Raw genomic sequence first — 16975 nt, 5'->3', positions numbered from 1 at the left:
TAATTAAGATGGGCTTAAGGTTAAGTATGGTTTACACTAACCCTATTCTACATGATTTTTTCACGGGGTGTTGCATTTAATATTGCAATTTAAGAATTTTATAATTTGAAACCTATATTTTGAAAAATACAAAACAATAGGTTATAATTTATAATAAACTTTTTCAAAAAGGGGTATGATTATATGGTTCGTTATCACATAATTGTACACGGCAGAGTTCAAGGAGTAGGTTTTCGCTATCACGTTCAGCTCCATGCTGGATATAACGGTATAACCGGATGGGTTAGAAATAATGAAGATGGCACTGTAGAAGTCGACGCAGAAGGCGAAGAAAAAAATATGGATAAGTTCATAGCTGCAGTTAAAAAGGGAAACCACTTTTCAAAAATCGATTTTGTAGATATTGAAAAGATAGATAGGCTTGAAGGATACAGAAATTTCAGAATTAAATATTAAAAGAATATGCAGGAACTTGCATAGCATGAGTTTCCATATTCTTTATTTTTTGCTAAATTAACCTCTAAATCTTTAAAATTCAGCATTTTTTTGATATAATGGCTTATGATAAATAAGAATAGGTGAGGTATTATTATGTATAAATTAGTAGCACTGGACATGGATGGAACGCTCTTAAATAAAGATAAAAAAATATCAAGTGAAAATTATGAGGCTATTCAAAAGGCAAGATCAATGGGTGTAAAGGTTGTACTTGCCTCTGGAAGGCCCCTTAAGGGAATTCTACGTTATGTAAAGGATCTTAATCTTTTGGATGAAGATGATTATGTAATCGCATATAACGGTGCCCTTGTTCAGAATACCAGAACAGGTGAAGTTATATCCAAAATAACTATGAGCATTGGAGATGTTGAATATCTTTACAATTTGAGTAAAAAGCTGGATGTAAATATCCATGCTCTTACACCTGATAGGGTCATAGCACCTAGAAACAGTAAGTACACACAATACGAGGCAGATTCTAATGACATCCCCCTTGAAATAGTTGATTTCAACTCCCTGGACAGCAGCACAACCATAGTTAAAATAATGTTTATAGACGAGCCAGAAATTATTGACAGAGTGGTTGCAAATCTTCCTAAAGAGGTATATGAAAAATACACTGTAGTTAGAAGTGAAGGTTTTTACCTTGAATTCTTAGATAAGAAGGTAAATAAGGGTGCAGGTGTTAAAACACTCGCAAAGGCACTTGGAATAGACAAAGATGAAGTAATTTGTGTAGGGGATGCAGGCAACGATATACACATGATAAAATATGCAGGCCTTGGAGTAGCTATGGGAAATGCATTCCCTGAGGTTAAAAAGATTGCAGACTATGTAACAAGGACAAATGAAGAAGACGGGGTAGCACACGTAATTAAAAAGTTTATACTATCACAGGCATCATAAAGCGTATCAATCGGACATGCTAATGCATGTCCGATTGTACTTATTTATAAGGAATATTTCACATCCACAACAGTATTTTATATAAAATTATCCAAAAAATTTTACTAAACTACTTGAAAAACACTTTCAACTATCATATAATTTAATTACAATAATTATTAATTAATAATAATTATTGATTACACTATACTACATATGGAGGTAAAATTATGAATAACATAAACACAACAAAAGGATACGAAAGAATCGTAGGAAGAAAGGCTCCACACTTTGAAATGAAGGCTGTCAGTGGAGATGGAGAAAAGTTTATTACCGTAAACCTTGAAGATTACAAGGGAAAATGGCTTGTAATGTTCTTCTATCCACTTGATTTCACATTCGTTTGCCCAACAGAAATCACCGGATACAGCAAGCGTTATGAGGAATTCAAAAAAATGGGTGCAGAGCTCCTTGCAGTAAGTACAGACAGCGAACATTCACATAAGGCCTGGATAAAGGGCGACCTTGGAAGACTAAACTTCCCGCTTGCATCAGATTTTACAAAGACAGTTGCAAGAAACTACGGAGTGCTTGTTGAGGAAGACGGAGTTGCTCTTAGGGGACTCTTTATCATTGATCCTGAAGGAGTTGTTAAGTATTCCGTTGTCCATGATCTCAATGTAGGAAGAAGTATTGATGAAACACTTAGAGTACTAGCAGCACTTAAAAACGGTGGACTGTGCCCAATTGACTGGCAGCCTGGAGATCCAACTCTTTAACAAATAAACCGGCTACTCTGCCGGTTTATTTGTTAACCATGTTATGGTAAAATCATATTTGCAAGACTATTTAATGTAAATCTATCTACCAATAGAATTACCAGCTATAGTATTGTTGTTGATTCGGTATAATAAATAATAACCGAACTAAAACTTAATCTTTAAAAAGGAGGGATAAATGATGGCAAAAGTTGAAATTTACACAAGTGACACTTGCCACTTCTGCCATGCTGCAAAGGAATATTTCAAGGAGAACAACATTGAATATACTGAACATAATATCTCAAAGGACATGGAAGCTAGAAAGACCCTTATGAAGAAAGGTTATATGTCAGTTCCACTTATAATAATCGATGGAGAAGAAATTCTTGGATTTGACAAGGATAGAATAAAAAATCTCTTAAACCTGTAATATTAAAAACCTCCCTGCTAAAAATCCGGGAGGTTTTTAATATATCATCTATTTCCTTTCAACGAATTTAAACTTGCTCCATGGCTCAATGTAATCTAAAAGGAATATTTCTTCATCCACGATCCTTCCTACGACATTCGTTTTTCCACTGTTTTTCATATCCTTGAGAGCTATTTGAAGTTCTCCTGCATATCTTGTATATAATGAAGAATCTATAAGAATGTCGCCTCTTTTAATGTCTGGCGTGTTAAATGGTGGAAAATCATGTCCCTTGTACTTAACTCTTGTCATAGTGGATCTTACAACATATTCTGAAACGTCTCCTCTGTTAAAGTGGATTTCGTCGAGAACTATTTTCCTTTCAACTTCCGGTATATCGTCAACAAGTTCCACTGTAAACTCCAGCATATCACTGTTTACTTCGCTGAGCTTCTTAAGCTCTTCTTCCGAAGCAAAGGCGTTTCCTATTATGACATCATCAATGAGCCCTGTTGCAAATAAATGTTTAGCTTGAACTTCAATTGGAAGGTTTCTATGAACTTCAAGTGTGCAGAGCCCCTCTGACACTGGCCATGGTCCATATTTTGCGTTATGGGAGTTTACGAATGCAGCAGTTCTTATTCCGAGCTCTTTGAACTGCTTACTGCATCTAACAAAATGGTCATAGGATAATCCCGTATAAACATGGGGATAGAAATTATGGCATCCCAGTATATTTTCAACATTAGGTTTATACGACATGATATTGTCCAAGTATTTTGTACCATTGCTCATATTTAATTCAATCTTAAGTCCATAGGGATTATATGTCATCATTGACTCTTCAAGCCCGCTAAATCCCATATCAAGCCTTATGCCATAAAGCCCCAAATCCTTGAAGAAACCTAAATCATTAAATGATAAACCAAACTTTTGAAACACTTCAGGCGCAACGTCAGCAATAACTTCCATTCCAAGGTTGTTTGCAAAAGCAACCATTTCTTTAAACTCTTTTACAACCTTATCCATATCTTCGTTTTCAACCGATATTAGGCAGGTAAATATTCTCTTGAAACCATATCGACTTGCAAGCTTAATATACTTTAAATTTTCTTCATTTGATACATGCCCTGGATATACAGATATACCAATCCTTCTCATTTCAGCCCTCCTTAAAATTTAGCAGCAGCTCTTAATCCATTATAGGTTTATTTCACTTTCTTTTATAAACCTCTACAAATTCCTCTGCAAGCTCCTTAAATGTTATGGCATTCATCAGATGGTCCTGTGCATGAACTAAAAGAAACGAAAAATCCAGCATTTCACCACTAGCTTCCTTTTGAATGAAGTATAACTGCTCTACAAGCCCAGAAGCTATCTGCTCATCCGCCTCATCTAAAAGCTCCTTTGCCTTGTCAAAATCTCCCTTCTTGGCAGATTGTATCGCTTCAACTGCCAGACTTCTCGCTTCGCCGCTGTACATAATAATGTTTAAAATCGTCTGTTTCATGCTTTTTACACATCCTCTCATTTTAGTATGGTTAAATGTCGCCTCCACATCCATCCGCAATATAGAATGATACCAGTGAACGTATAATTTAACTATCATTTGTATATTTCGTAGAAAGTCATGCAAGCTTGTCCATAGTATCTTAAATAAACTTTTTAAAAATTCATTACAATGTATATAAGTTTTACCATTAGACAATTATTTTTGTATTAGGCTAAGCTGCTGCCCATACTTATGTCTTTATTAATTTATTTTGTGTATTTTTTGCCCTATATATGTATAAGCCATCTCTGCACGCTAACATCTCCACCTGGGAAAGAAGGTGCATAATTTTTCACATCAGTTACATTTCAATTATAACAAATTTTATATCAAATATCTTTAATTTTTTCCATTAAAAAGAATATATTTTTTATATACAGATAAAAAATTCATTAATTTTAAAGGATTGGAGATTTTGTCTAGTTTCCGGAGCCCTTGGAGGCTTATTTGGTGCCCTCATTATATACTTTGTTGCCAAAACCATACCAAAACATGGTGTTACAGTTACCCTAACCCTTGTTGTTGCATCTCAAATTTTAAGCGGATTGTACAAATATTAGTAAAATTAATATTGACATTATTTTCTGAAAAGTATATACTTTAATTAAGTAATGCAAACGATTGCAAAATATGCCTCACAAAACATGGGGGTATGTATTTTAAGGGGGGGTTAAAATGTATAAAAAATTATTGAAAGCATTGGCGCTCATGCTTTCACTGGTTCTTATGATTGCTGCTTTCTCAGGCTGTTCCAGCAGCACCAATACAAACAAGCCGGATGACAAAAAAGAAGTTACATTAAAAATATGGCACTCATGGACAGGCGCAGAGGAAGAAGCATTAAAGGAAGCAATAGCAAAATACACAGAAAAGCACCCAAATGTTAAGTTTGATACTCTTTACACACCAAACGATAACTTCAAGGATAAAGTAACTTCCGCACTTCAAACGGGGGATGGTCCGGACCTTTTCTTTGGAGCCCATGACTGGGTTGGCCCAATGGCTACAGGCGGGCTTATCCTCCCAATAGATGAATACGTAGCAGACGTTAAAGGAGATTATATACAGAGCGTTTATGACATAGCATCACTTAATGGAAAACATTACGGATTCCCACTTTCAATGGAAGCTGTAGTACTTATATATAACAAGGATATGGTTCCAACACCACCGGCAACAATAAGCGAAATGATTAAAATGGCAAAGGATAATACCAAGGACGGTAAGTATGGACTTGTTGTTGACCTTAACAACACATTCTATAACACTTACGGTTTCTTAACCAGCTTTGGAGGAAGTGCACTTAAGAGTGATGGAGTAACTCCAAATCTTGATAGTCAAGGGTTTGTAGATTATATGAAATTTATGAGTAAACTGATCAACGAGGATAAGATTATACCAAAGCAATTAGACTATGGTACAGCCCAGAGCTTATTCCTTGAAAAGAAAGCTGCCTTCTGGATTAATGGGCCATGGTGTTTTGGAGATATTGAAAAAACTCAGAATATAAACTGGGGTGCAGTTCCTCTTCCAAAGAACGATATAACCGGCAAGGACTCGGCTCCATTCGTTGGAGGAAAGATGGCATTCCTTCCCAAGACAGCATCCGATAAAGCACTTGCAGCAGACTTTGCTAAATTCCTTACAAGTGCAGAAATTGAAAAGTTATTCTATGATAAAGCTGGTACAATAGCAGCTAACAAGAACGTAACAATGGACAAATGGACAGCAAAGCTCATATCTGAAGCTGCAGCCAAGGGTGTTCCAATGCCCGTTGCTCCAGAAATGAATCAGATCTGGCAGCCAGCAAAGGATGCTCTTGCAGCAGTTATCGATAATGGAAAGGATGCAGCATCAGAAGCTAAAGCAGCAAACGATAAAGCCATAGAAGCAATTAAGCAAATGAAGGGTAATTAATCAAATAATTTAATATTAAATTAAGTCTGAGATTCCTCTCAGACTTAATTTTTAAAGAAATCCAATAAATTATGTGACTGCCATTTAATTAAAAATTATAAATTGAAGGAAGTGATGATTTTAATATGAACATACAGAAAGCAGCCACCGAAACATCTATTGTAGTGAGAAAAACTTCCCTACTAAATCGGATAAGAAAAAATAAAATTGCCTATTTATATATCACTCCTGCTCTTTTAGTTGTTTTTCTTATATCGCTTTTTCCAATTATTTATGGAATAGGTTTATCCTTCTACAATATGAACCTTTATACCATGGGAAGTGGAACAGTAAAATTTGTTGGGCTGAATAACTATATAAAGGCTTTGGGAAGTTTGGACGCTGAATTTTTAATTGTTCTTCTAAGAACATTTTTGTGGACAGTTATAAACGTTTTTTTCCACGTCACTCTAGGTTTAATTATAGCCCTGGTGCTTAATAGACCTGGACTTAGGTTTAAAAAGTTTTATAGAACAATTATAATCCTCCCCTGGGCTGTTCCACAGTTTGTTACTGCCCTTGTCTGGAAAATGATGTATAACAATCAATTTGGGTTTTTCAACCTTTTCCTTAAAACTATTGGCCTTCCTCCAGTTAATTGGCTTGGAAATGGAAAAATCGCATTTATATCTGTAATTATAACAAACATTTGGCTTGGATTTCCCTTTATGACAATGGTTGCAACGGGAGCCCTCCAGAGCATATCAAGGGAGTATTACGAAGCTGCAGAAATGGATGGAGCATCCTTCTTTCAGAAATTGTTCTCCATCACCCTCCCCCTATTAAAGCCTGCCATGCTTCCGGCAACTATACTTGGAACCATATGGACATTTACAAATTTCAACGTTATTTACCTGATTACAGGTGGCGGTCCGAACAAGGCAACAGAAATAGTTTCCACCTATCAATTTAATGTATTAACAAGACAGAATGCCTATTCGCTCGCAGCAGCTTATTCTGTAATCGTTTCAATAATACTTATTATAATTACTCTGATCAATATGAAGGTTACAAAGGCTCTATCTCAAGAGGGGGTGGAATAATTGAACCTCAGACAAAAACAGAAGATTGGAGATATGTTTTCTCACATTTTTTTGATAATAGTATCTCTGTTAACCTTTATTCCAATATGGTGGGTACTGCTTACGGCTTTCGATAAAAGGGTTTCCCTCGTAAGCACCGATTTTATAATATTCCCCAAGAATCCTACCATAGACAACTTTATGGAGGTATTAACCCATCCTAAATTTTTAATGTGGCTGAAAAACAGCTTTATATTTGCATCTGGAACAACCATATTCGCTTTAACATTGGCTACGTTATCAGCATATGCATATTCAAGGTTTGATTTCCCAGGAAAAAAGGCTGGTCTCGCTGCATACGTAATTTACATGATGCTGCCAACCACAGCAGCCCTGATTCCACAGCTTTTAATAATTAAATTCCTGGGAATAAAGAACTCCTATATAAGCCTGATACTTATATGGTCTGCATCTAACATGGCCTTTGCTGTCTGGAACCTTAAGGGCTACTTCGATACTATACCAAAATCCCTCGAGGAAGCTGCCATGATAGATGGAGCCTCAAAATTCCAGGTGTTTACAAGGATAATACTTCCTCTTGCAAAACCTGCACTTGCAATTACTGCAATATTTATTTTTACTGCCCCCTGGACTGACTACGTAACATCCTATTTATTCCTTACGGATGCATCAAAGTATACCCTTGCTCAGGGTCTATACTCCTGGGCTGCTGACTTTAAGACAGTTTCATGGGGTGTATTTTGTGCAGGCTCCATAATTATGGCTCTGCCCCTAACAATACTCTATGTTGTATTCCAGAGATACTTAATAAGCGGTTTAACAGCAGGAGGAACGAAGGGGTAATTCTCATAGCGAGTAGGTAAACTCGGGATAGCTAATCCCGAGTTTTTCCTCTCTTAGAACCGTATGTGCGGGCCTCGCATACGGCTCCCGAAAACCTCAGTTGCACTATTCATAGTAACAATACAAAGTACCGACTTGAACCTTCGAAATGTCAAACAGTTTAATTTCATCAAACCATTTGTTGGGAAGTGCCATATTGATAAGGGGAGATGCTGAATTTCTCCATCTCGACATTGATATTTTCTCAAATTCTCCTTTATACCCCATTCTTTTAAGTTGCTTATGCAGTGCCTTCCAGGATTTCCATTCCTTCATCTTCTTCATTCTAAGTCTTCTTCGTATCCATCCCATGATGTCCCCAAATGTTCCTTTACAGTTAGCAATCTTGAAATAATTTGCCCATCCTCTCAGTATTGGGTTTATTTCCTGTACCATCATTTCGACATTCTTGCCACTGTTTCTCGGTGTTAACTTTCTTATCTTATCTTTCAATCTTTTTATTCTCTTCGGATGAATAGAAATGTATTTTCTTCTAATTATGAAACCTAAAAAGGCTACGCATTTACTTATGCTGGTTATATGGGTTTTCTCCTTATTAACCTTTAATTTAAGTTCATCCTCAAGTATCTTCGTGGCGAAAGCTCTATATCTACCAGCTTCGCTTTTATTTCTAGCAAACACCAATAAGTAAGTAAACCAAGGGAACCTCCCCCTTAGTTTCTCTCAGAACCGTACGTGAACCTCTCAGCTCATACGGCTCCCATTATCCAGCTGTTGGTAATATCCCAAATTTCCAATGTGCAAACATATTTCTATCCCTTAACCCAATACTTCCCAACCAATACTCTGCTTTTCTTCTGTGTTTCCGCTTTTTATATTTCTTGCGGACCCATTTCACTAAGCAACCGTTGATATATCGAAGTACTCCATACATTTCTGATTTATAGAAGTGCGTATAATAGTTAATCCAACCCTGTATTCGCTTGTTAAACATATTTGCTATATCCCACAAATCCTTATCTACTTTAAGCTGTAATTTCCATCCTCTTACTTCCTTACGGATTGCCTTCTTTGCTTTTTCTGCTATTGCTGGCAGAAAGTTTGTAAAGTATTTACCATACTTGTTCTTGGCACCTCTAGGCTTAAATGTATACCCAAGAAAGTCAAATGTTATATTAGGATAATTTCCTTTTCTATCATCATCTTTGCAGTATACAATCCTTGTTTTCTCAAGGTTTAATTGTAATCCGTATTGTTCAAATCGTTCCTGCAATCTTCTCTGTAAGTATTCCGCCTGCTTTAAAGATACGCAGTGTGCTACTCCATCATCCGCATATCTTGCCCAAGGAATTGTTTTAAATTTCTTTACCATAAAATCATCAAATACATAGTGCAAGAATAGATTTGCAAGTACCGGACTGATGACTCCACCTTGCGGAGTACCGGAAGTTCTTGGTATTATTGTTCCATCTTCCATCTGAAATAGTGCCGTAAGCCACCTTTGAATATATAGGATAATCCACTCTTCATTTGTGTGTTTCCTTACCATTTCCATTAGAATGTCATGCCTGATATTATCAAACAGACCTTTGATGTCGAATTCAAGAACCCAGTCCTTCCTCCAGCATCTTTTCCTTGTGACTTCTAGTGCCTGTATTGCTGATTTATTTGGTCTGTATCCATAAGAATCGTCATAAAACATAGTCTCTACTTGTGGCTCAAAATATAGTTTTGCTACCATCTGCGCAATTCTATCTTCAACGGTGGGAATACCCAATATTCTGGTTCCACCGTTTTTCTTTGGAATTGCTACAGCTTTTACAGGTTTCAGGAAATAACTTCCTGATGACATTCTGTTCCAGATTTTGTAGAGGTTATTGTTTAACTTCTTTTCAAAATCTTCTATAGACTGCTCATCAACTCCGTATGTTCCTTTGTTTGCTTTCACTTTCTCATAAGCCATCATTACAGCTCTCTTTGAAATATTAAACGGCTTTGTTTCTTGCATAAGTTTCTCCTCTTTTTTTTCCAAAGTTGACTTATTCTCGAAACTGGATAACTTGAAATCCTTCGATCCGCTTCCATTACAGAGGTTTCATCACTACTACGACTCAATCTGCCCCCATGCTTGCATTGATACTCTTTTCTTACGGTTCTTCCGCTTGAAATACTCTCTTAACATCAAGCCGTGAGTTCCCACGTTCCATACAAATGCCTGTACTAAAGTCATGCCACCTTTATGCCGTCCACCGCCTAGACAGTAAACAGGTTTCCTCTAGGCTTATCCCAGGTTAACGACAACCCCCTGGTTTTGATGGAATCTATACGCTTTCGACATTTCCGTAAGTGGTTCACATGTTCATTCATCTCCTTAGTACTCACCTGACAGTTTTATACTGCCTTTTCCTTAACGCTCAATACCATAGCTTTTGACTATAGCACCTTAAGGTAGTTTGAAATCTCCACCTGTATGGCGATTTCGGTGGGCCTACCACCATCATTTGTATAGCATAGCTATCTTCATGTAGCCCTTTGGGCTTCATGAACTCGCCTTCGTGGCGCACTGTCATCCGCGTATCTCACTGCGTATATTATTAGCCATCATCCTCTTGTCTAAAAGTAATCTAAGTAGATGTTAGCTAATAATGGAGAAACTACTCCACCCTGAGAGCTTCCTTCTTCAGTTTCATTAAAGATACCATAGTCCATCAATCCACTTTTAAGAAAGGATTTTACTAGCTTTAATATCTTCCCATCACATATCTTCTGATTTACAGCCTTTAGTATTAGTTCATGGTCAAGAGTGTCAAAGCACTTTGATAAATCCATATCTACAACGTATTCAAGTCCATACTTGTTCATAAACCTTTCTGCTTTGGCTACCGCCCTTTGGCATGACCGTTTAGGTCTGTATCCATAGCTTGAAGGATGAAAATCCGGCTCAAATATCGGTTGCATTATGTTTAAAAGTGCCTGCTGTACTACCCTATCCCTTACCGTAGGTATTCCTAAAGGTCTTTTACCTCCATCTGGCTTTTCGATGTAAACTCTTTTGACTTCCCTAGGACAATACGTGTCAGTTTTAAGTTCATGATGAATTTTCTCTACGTTCTCCTCTAATTTGGCTTCAAAGTCTTCAATAGTCTCCCCATCTACTCCTGGGGCTCCCTTATTGGACTTCACTGCCTTGAAGGCTTCATAAAGATTATTTTTGTTATATACCTTGTCTATAAGACTGTACCATTTCTTCATCATGAACCTCCTTAGCTGTATTTCTGTTATTCCCCTCTCTGCAAATCACAGTTTCTTCACCTATTTCATAGGATTCTCTAACCTTGGGCAATACTTCCTTACTACATAGGTTACTCTGCTTAACGCAGACGATAAAACCAGAAATTTGTCACCCCAGCATTATCGTTCTCCTCAGCATTTCAGCATCAGTTATCTTCGTTTATTTTACAGATAGAGAACAAATCCATACACTTTAGTTTTCCTTCATCTCTTCGCAAATATGAACTCTTTTGGATATCCATATCCCACCATAACCAGGTATGGTGTCCTCTTAGTTTTACCCTCCAGTCTGTTACCAGCTTTCATTGGCTAAGAGTTAATAACTACTACGGATTCTTCTGCCGCCTGCACTACATCATCTTTCCCTTGTGTTTCCACTTGTTCAGATTTACCTGCTAACGCAGGATAGTACAGGTTTCCCCCAGATAAGCTTGCCTGCCCGAACATGAACCCATCCGTCCAAACTTAAAGAGTTATCCAACTTTTGAGCTTTCCCACTTTGTGCAGGGTTACCCACTCCATAAGCCAACCCTAGGTTCGCTCTCGCTATGTTCCATGTTCCCCCTTCAGCTTCCTTCAGACATAACCGTCGCCGATTATGCCCTTGCTTACGGGTTGTCTTCCCGCTCATAAGGCGACAAGGCTTCTTTCAGCCTATCGGCTCAGCAAACATGCTGGGCGTACACATAAAGGTAGGCAGAAGCCTACCTTTATGTATTTCTTTCATTAAATTAAAATTTAATTTATTTTTATATTATCAATAAATATTTTACACTAGTACATTTTATATACGTGAAATAAATATATTAGCAATATTATTAAATTTTATATGCTTACTCTATAAAGATATTAAAACCTAGAGTTTAATTTATTTAGGAAACTGTTAAGCTAGTAATAAACAAATTCATTTAGAAAAATTTCCCATTACTTTTAACTCAATTTGTATGTCCATAATTTACTTTATATGCCAATTGCACATCCGTCAGCTCTTGGATCCGACCCTCCAAACATAACCCCATCATCATTTACTTCTATCACCTGGGATGCACCGCTTGCTCCATATGGTTCAAGTAAAACTACTTTATGTCCTTTCTTCTTTAATTCATTAATTACTTCCTCTGAAATCCTAGATTCTATTCTGAGTTCTGTCTTTCCATCCCAACCGTCTAATGGATTTGTGCTTTGAACATCTATCCATTTTGGAGCTTCAACAGCTTCCTGCACATTCATTTCAAAGTCAATAAGATTAACAATTAGCTGCATGTTCCACTGGGGTTGATTATCACCACCTGGAGTATTTCCAACCCATTTTAATTTTCCATTCTTAGTTATTAGCCATGTATTTAACGTATGCATTGTCTTTTTACCAGGAGCTATACAGTTAGGATGGCCTTTCGTCAAATTAAAACCTGTTCCAGCCCTATTGTTTAGGAGGATTCCAGTGCCTTCTATTACTTCTCCACATCCAAAGCTTGCAGAAATGCTGTGTATAAAGGAAACAGCATTTCCCCATTTATCTACAGCAACCATAGAAGTTGTATCTCCATCGTAGTCGTATGGACATACATCCAAGTTTTTAAAATTTGCATTGTTGATATCTATCCTCTTTCTTAATGCGTCAGCATATTCCTTTGAAAGCACTCCCTTGATAGGATTTTTCACAAAATCAGGATCACCAAAATATTTAATTCTATCAGCAAAGGCTAATTTTTTAGATTCAACCATTAAATGAATTGAATCTGCACAATCAGCACCGATGGATTTTAAATCATATCCTTCCAAAATATTAAGTTCTTCAAGAACTATGACTCCCTGAGATACTGGTGGAGTCTGGTACACTGTATATCCACGATATTCTGTTTTTATTGGTTCACACAAAACAGGTTTATAAGCAGCAAAATCACTTGCTTCATAAAGCCCCCCATGTGATTTCGAGTAATCAAGTATCTTATGTGCTAACTCACCCTTATAGAAAGAATCTTCTCCCTGCTTACAAATAGTTTTAAGAGAATTAGCATAATCAGGGTTTTTTAATATTTCTCCAGGCTTATAAGGCTCCCCATTCTTCAAGAATATCTTAGCTGTTGATTGAAACGCCCTTAGCTTTTCAAGTTCTATCCTCATGTGTCTGTGAACTTTTTGTGATACAGGTATTCCTTCCTCTGCATACTTTATGGCATATGAAGCTAAATCCTTAAACTCCATGCTCCCAAATAGACTTAAAGATTTAAAGTAAACTCCAACTGCTCCGGGAACAGTAGTTGAAAGCATACCTGTTCCCGGAATACGCTTGTATCCATTTGAAACAAAATACTCCCTTGTAGCATTTGCAGGCGCCCCCCCGCTTCCATTTATTGCATAAACCTTGCCTGTTTTACCCTCATAATAGAGCATAAATGCGTCTCCTCCAAGTCCGCACATATCAGGAAGAACAACTCCTGTTGCAAGTGCCATAGCTATGGTGGCATCCATTGCATTCCCACCCTTATTTAGTACATCAGCTCCAACCCATGACGAAAGAGGATGAGCAGAACATACCATGCCTCTTTTGCTCATAACAACTCCTCTGTGCATAACTTTCATATCAATTCCTCCTTAGGCTTAGTAAATACTCTATATCTTCAAGAATTTATTAAGAATATAAGTCATAAGTCCAGGCGAAATAGGATACCTAACTCTCCTGGACTTTAATATACTACTTGTTAAATAAGTATTAAATATTTATTTTTAAGCATTGAGACTTTGATTGCTGCTTATTTTTTCACACTCTCTCTGGGCCTCAGCAGCTTTGAAGAAAGGATAATAGCAGGCCATTGCAATAAGTATTTCTACCAAATTCCATACTGCAGCCTTCCAGTCACCGCCTGTAACCAAGTAACCACCAATAATCGGAGGCATAGTCCATGGAAGTGATGCAATTGGCTTTCCAATTATATTAAAATACATTAAGCTATATGTTAATGTTATAAGTATTAAATCTACTATAACAAAAGGTATTATCATTATTGGATTTAGTACTATTGGCAAACCAAAGAGTATTGGTTCATTTATGTTAAATATACCGGAAGCCAAAGAAGCTCGTCCTAAAGCTTTGAAACCTCCATTTTTAGACTTCAGCATAAGCAAAACAAGGGCCAAAGTAGCACCTGCTCCACCTAAGCTTACAAACTGAGGAATAAATCCTGTAGCAGTAATATATATTGGTGGTTTGCCTGACATAAATGCATTTACGTTTTCAGTTAGGAACTGCAGGAATATAGGTGTACCAACTGAGTTCATTATTGATTGTCCATGGATACCTACTGTCCACAGCAACTGACTAATAAACATATATACAAGTACTCCAGGAAGTGTATTCAAAGCAAATACAAATGGTTTAAATAACATTGTAATAAAGGCTGTAAGGTCAAAGTTAAGGACAACTCTTATAACCCATAGAAAAGTTATCATAAACATTGCAGGTATCAAGGCCTCAAAAGATTTTGCTATTGCAGGTGGCACATTTGCAGGAAGTTTAATAACCAATTTATGCTTTATAAAATACTTTTGCACTTCTACGGCAAATATAGCAATTACGATAGCAGTAAATAATCCTTTTGATCCAAAGAAAACTGTATTAAGCTCATATTTTGGAGTTATTTGAAGAGTTAAAAATCCTACCAACGACATGGCTGCTCCAGCTATTGGGTCATGTTCATATGCCCTTGAAAGGCTGTAACCGATTCCAATTGCAGCAATTAAGGATATTATTCCAAAGGTAACGTTTACAGGAACTGAAAGCTGTGCCGAATATCCCTTAATTATATCTGACCATCCTGGTATTGGAAGTGCTGATATAATTAAGAAAATACTTCCTGCGATTGTAAAAGGCACTGTTACAATCATTCCATTACGAATACCAATAAGATGCCTTTCCTCTCCAATCTTTGTGAGAGGTGGAATCAGGAACTTTTCAAAAAAATTCATTATCGAATTCATAGTACTTCCTCCATCTTTTATTTTAGATTTTGATGAATTCAAAAGCACACAAAATGTGGCAAAGAAAATATAAACAATCGATGCATACAAAATTATAAAGGTTAACTCATTGTGCCAATTTAAAATTTTAGACTTAGGAATATTATGGAAATAAAAATAGTTACACTATTCCTAAAATACTGTTATGAATTGTCAAAAGGTTTATTTAACCAAAATTAATCCTTTTATTTGAGATACTTTAGACTCATTATTAAATACTTTATTTACGTAGTAACAAAGTCCATGGCCTAAAATTTTAGTCTTAATCCTAGTGATAAGACCCCAGACTGACCTTGCCAGAACTCCTTGAATGTTAAGTTGACAAGATAGCTGGGAACCAGTAGTTTCAATCCTTCTACGAAGCTTAAATATAATTCGTCTTAACTGTTTTGGATACTGAGACTTACTGTTGTTCCTCTTTAATGGAAGCAAGGTTATACCCTTTCCAGCTTTTAATTCAGAGGCAAGATGGTTATCTATATAACCCTTATCTCCAAGTATAGTTATTGAATGATAGGATTCTACTAAATCCCATAGCGCAGCCCTGTCATCAATATCAGCTGAAGTAAGACAGAAATCAGTTATATAGCCATCTAGTGTAATAAGCAGATGAAATTTGAATCCGTAATAAGTTTCTTTCTTAGACGGACATCTTCCATAACTCACATAACCTTTAAATATCTTATGAAACGTTGCTCTACCAAAGTGACATACTGGGATGGGTATACTATCTACAACTCCAAGTGTAGAATCGTAATACCCCAATAATTGTGATAGTTTTTTGTGAATCAGCTCTATTATTTTGAAAAGAGCCCTTCGAGTTCTATTAAATCTACTTCTATCACAAAACCTTGGAAATAAGTCTTTAAAATTCTTTTTACAGAAGTTAAACCAGGATTTTTCCAAGTAAATAGTGAGCAATTCACCAACAACACTGATGGTAATTATTTCACTATCACTCATCTTTGAAGCCTTGATATTTCTACGTTCTTTAACATGTGTTGGAGCTACTACGTGGCAAATTTCATCAATTATCACGTAGGCTACGGTAATAAAGTCTTTTAGATTTTCAATTTCTGTAGTAAAATATTTCTTGTTAAGATCCAGCATATGTTGACCTCCTATCATTGTTTGTCATACTTCAATGATAAGTTAACATAATATGCTGGATTTTTTCTATTTGTAAATATTTCCTGTGCTATGAACTAGCACAACGAGTAAGGTTAATAACACATTATAAATCTTCGTTGCAAAAAACATGTGTAGAAACAAGATAATATATAATTAAATCCCGGGATATTAATTATATGCGAAACTATATAAAATTTAATAAAAAAGGAAATTGTACAATTCAAATTTATGTAAATCTTCAATTGTGCATAATTTTTTGTAATTTTAGACGCACTTTAATAAGCTATCCAACTTACATGTGGATAACTAAAAATTAATAAATTTGTATTAAGCAGCTGTGGATATTGATTTTGCTGTGTTTACAGCGATTGTTCCTGCAATTAATGTAATACAATTTAGCAATGCCCATGTTTTAGCTTTGGCAATTCCTGAAGATCTTAAATTATCGGCATTTAAGCAATCTTTCAGTCTACTGTTGCATCTTTCTATTGAGATTCTTTTATCATAAATTTTTTCCCATTTTTCTGAACCTCTAATAGGATAGCTGAAGAACCTATGGTTATTTTTGTAGTTTACTTTAAGGCAATAT

At 36.2% G+C, this 16975-nt stretch carries 17 protein-coding genes; 8 read left to right on the top strand and 9 right to left on the bottom strand.

The genetic code is table 11. The features are described from left to right. Positions 1 to 183 precede the first annotated feature (183 nt). The 4 genes from EDD71_RS14250 to EDD71_RS14235 all read left to right on the top strand — a co-directional run bounded on the left by EDD71_RS14250 (position 184) and on the right by EDD71_RS14235 (position 2574). The gene (locus EDD71_RS14250) at positions 184 to 456 is read left to right on the top strand and encodes an acylphosphatase (protein WP_133629405.1); all 273 of its coding nucleotides are present in this window, start codon (positions 184 to 186) and stop codon (positions 454 to 456) included. Positions 457 to 591: 135 nt separating this feature from the next. Further along, on the top strand, positions 592 to 1404 hold the full coding sequence (gene yidA / locus EDD71_RS14245) for a sugar-phosphatase (protein ID WP_133629404.1): 813 nt from the start codon (positions 592 to 594) through the stop codon (positions 1402 to 1404). Positions 1405 to 1613: 209 nt separating this feature from the next. Beyond that, positions 1614 to 2162: a peroxiredoxin gene (locus tag EDD71_RS14240; RefSeq protein WP_133629403.1), complete on the top strand. Its 549-nt coding sequence runs from the start codon at positions 1614 to 1616 to the stop codon at positions 2160 to 2162. A 181-nt stretch (positions 2163 to 2343) separates the two neighbouring features. Further along, positions 2344 to 2574 (top strand): glutaredoxin family protein, encoded by a 231-nt coding sequence (locus EDD71_RS14235; RefSeq protein WP_133629402.1) that lies wholly within the window; start codon positions 2344 to 2346, stop codon positions 2572 to 2574. Between the two features lie 48 nt (positions 2575 to 2622). Here EDD71_RS14235 and EDD71_RS14230 read toward each other — a convergent pair whose 3' ends face one another. Both EDD71_RS14230 and EDD71_RS14225 read right to left on the bottom strand, forming a co-directional pair. Further along, positions 2623 to 3714, bottom strand: a complete 1092-nt coding sequence (locus EDD71_RS14230; RefSeq protein ID WP_133629401.1) for a DUF871 domain-containing protein — start codon at positions 3712 to 3714, stop codon at positions 2623 to 2625. A 52-nt stretch (positions 3715 to 3766) separates the two neighbouring features. Beyond that, entirely contained in the window at positions 3767 to 4063 is a 297-nt protein-coding gene (locus EDD71_RS14225; RefSeq protein ID WP_133629400.1) for a PTS sugar transporter subunit IIA, read from the bottom strand. A 407-nt stretch (positions 4064 to 4470) separates the two neighbouring features. Here EDD71_RS14225 and EDD71_RS16170 point away from each other — a divergent pair, with 407 nt between their 5' ends. The 4 genes from EDD71_RS16170 to EDD71_RS14205 all read left to right on the top strand — a co-directional run bounded on the left by EDD71_RS16170 (position 4471) and on the right by EDD71_RS14205 (position 7947). Next, positions 4471 to 4665: a DMT family transporter gene (locus tag EDD71_RS16170; RefSeq protein ID WP_133629406.1), complete on the top strand. Its 195-nt coding sequence runs from the start codon at positions 4471 to 4473 to the stop codon at positions 4663 to 4665. 115 nt (positions 4666 to 4780) lie between these two features. Further along, positions 4781 to 6022 carry a sugar ABC transporter substrate-binding protein gene (locus EDD71_RS14215; protein WP_133629399.1) on the top strand — a complete coding sequence of 414 codons (1242 nt, stop codon included), beginning with the start codon at positions 4781 to 4783 and terminating at the stop codon, positions 6020 to 6022. A gap of 125 nt (positions 6023 to 6147) precedes the next feature. After that, positions 6148 to 7104, top strand: a complete 957-nt coding sequence (locus EDD71_RS14210; RefSeq protein ID WP_133629398.1) for a carbohydrate ABC transporter permease — start codon at positions 6148 to 6150, stop codon at positions 7102 to 7104. Then, a complete protein-coding gene (locus EDD71_RS14205; protein WP_133629397.1) occupies positions 7105 to 7947 on the top strand; it encodes a sugar ABC transporter permease in 843 nt (280 codons plus the stop codon). Positions 7948 to 8052: 105 nt separating this feature from the next. Here EDD71_RS14205 and EDD71_RS14200 read toward each other — a convergent pair whose 3' ends face one another. The 7 genes from EDD71_RS14200 to EDD71_RS14170 all read right to left on the bottom strand — a co-directional run. Beyond that, entirely contained in the window at positions 8053 to 8628 is a 576-nt protein-coding gene (locus tag EDD71_RS14200) for a group II intron maturase-specific domain-containing protein (protein WP_243116480.1), read from the bottom strand. Positions 8629 to 8710: 82 nt separating this feature from the next. Continuing rightward, positions 8711 to 9955, bottom strand: a complete 1245-nt coding sequence (gene ltrA / locus EDD71_RS14195; protein WP_133629395.1) for a group II intron reverse transcriptase/maturase — start codon at positions 9953 to 9955, stop codon at positions 8711 to 8713. A 605-nt stretch (positions 9956 to 10560) separates the two neighbouring features. Next, positions 10561 to 11199, bottom strand: a complete 639-nt coding sequence (locus EDD71_RS14190) for a reverse transcriptase domain-containing protein (RefSeq protein WP_133629394.1) — start codon at positions 11197 to 11199, stop codon at positions 10561 to 10563. Positions 11200 to 12198: 999 nt separating this feature from the next. Continuing rightward, positions 12199 to 13821: a gamma-glutamyltransferase gene (gene ggt / locus EDD71_RS14185; RefSeq protein ID WP_133629393.1), complete on the bottom strand. Its 1623-nt coding sequence runs from the start codon at positions 13819 to 13821 to the stop codon at positions 12199 to 12201. A 144-nt stretch (positions 13822 to 13965) separates the two neighbouring features. Next, a complete protein-coding gene (locus EDD71_RS14180) occupies positions 13966 to 15216 on the bottom strand; it encodes a PTS sugar transporter subunit IIC (protein WP_133629392.1) in 1251 nt (416 codons plus the stop codon). A gap of 201 nt (positions 15217 to 15417) precedes the next feature. After that, positions 15418 to 16365 (bottom strand): IS982 family transposase, encoded by a 948-nt coding sequence (locus tag EDD71_RS14175; RefSeq protein WP_133629391.1) that lies wholly within the window; start codon positions 16363 to 16365, stop codon positions 15418 to 15420. A gap of 348 nt (positions 16366 to 16713) precedes the next feature. Then, positions 16714 to 16975 (bottom strand): transposase (locus EDD71_RS14170; RefSeq protein WP_207669358.1); only part of this gene is annotated, 262 nt, incomplete at its 5' end.

Source organism: Fonticella tunisiensis, from assembly GCF_004364155.1.
GTDB classification, from domain to species: domain Bacteria; phylum Bacillota; class Clostridia; order Clostridiales; family Caloramatoraceae; genus Fonticella; species Fonticella tunisiensis.
Note: the sequence above shows the minus strand (reverse complement) of the source record. Positions and strands in the feature narration are given on the sequence as shown.